Below are 288 nucleotides of genomic sequence, written 5' to 3'. Positions count from 1 at the left end.
GACCCCGACAACCTGCCGGAGCATGGCGGGGACGCCACGACGGTGATGGTCACGATGACGCTGGAACAGCTCCTGGCGGAGCTGGCCACGGCGGGGCTGTTGTCCGAGGGCGACGAGATCTCGGCATCCGAGGCCCGGCGGCTCGCCTGCCAGGCGTCGGTCATCCCGGTGGTGCTCGGCGGCAAGGGCCAGGTGCTCGATCTCGGCCGGTCGCAACGACTGTTCAGCAAGGCCCAGCGGAAGGCCCTGCGCCTGCGTGACACGGGCTGCCGTGCCGAGGGCTGCGAT

General features: G+C 71.2%; 1 protein-coding gene. It reads left to right on the top strand.

Annotated elements, in window-relative coordinates; all coding sequences use genetic code 11:
- Positions 1-288, top strand: a 288-nt coding sequence (locus ACOADB_RS12310; RefSeq protein WP_378598737.1) for a DUF222 domain-containing protein, incomplete at both ends; no start/stop codon positions are given.

The sequence above is a fragment of the Nocardioides sp. CPCC 206348 genome, from assembly GCF_048654705.1.
Classification (GTDB): Bacteria; Actinomycetota; Actinomycetes; order Propionibacteriales; family Nocardioidaceae; genus Nocardioides.
The sequence above is the reverse complement of the archived record's forward strand: the minus strand, read 5'-3'. Positions and strand labels throughout refer to the sequence as shown.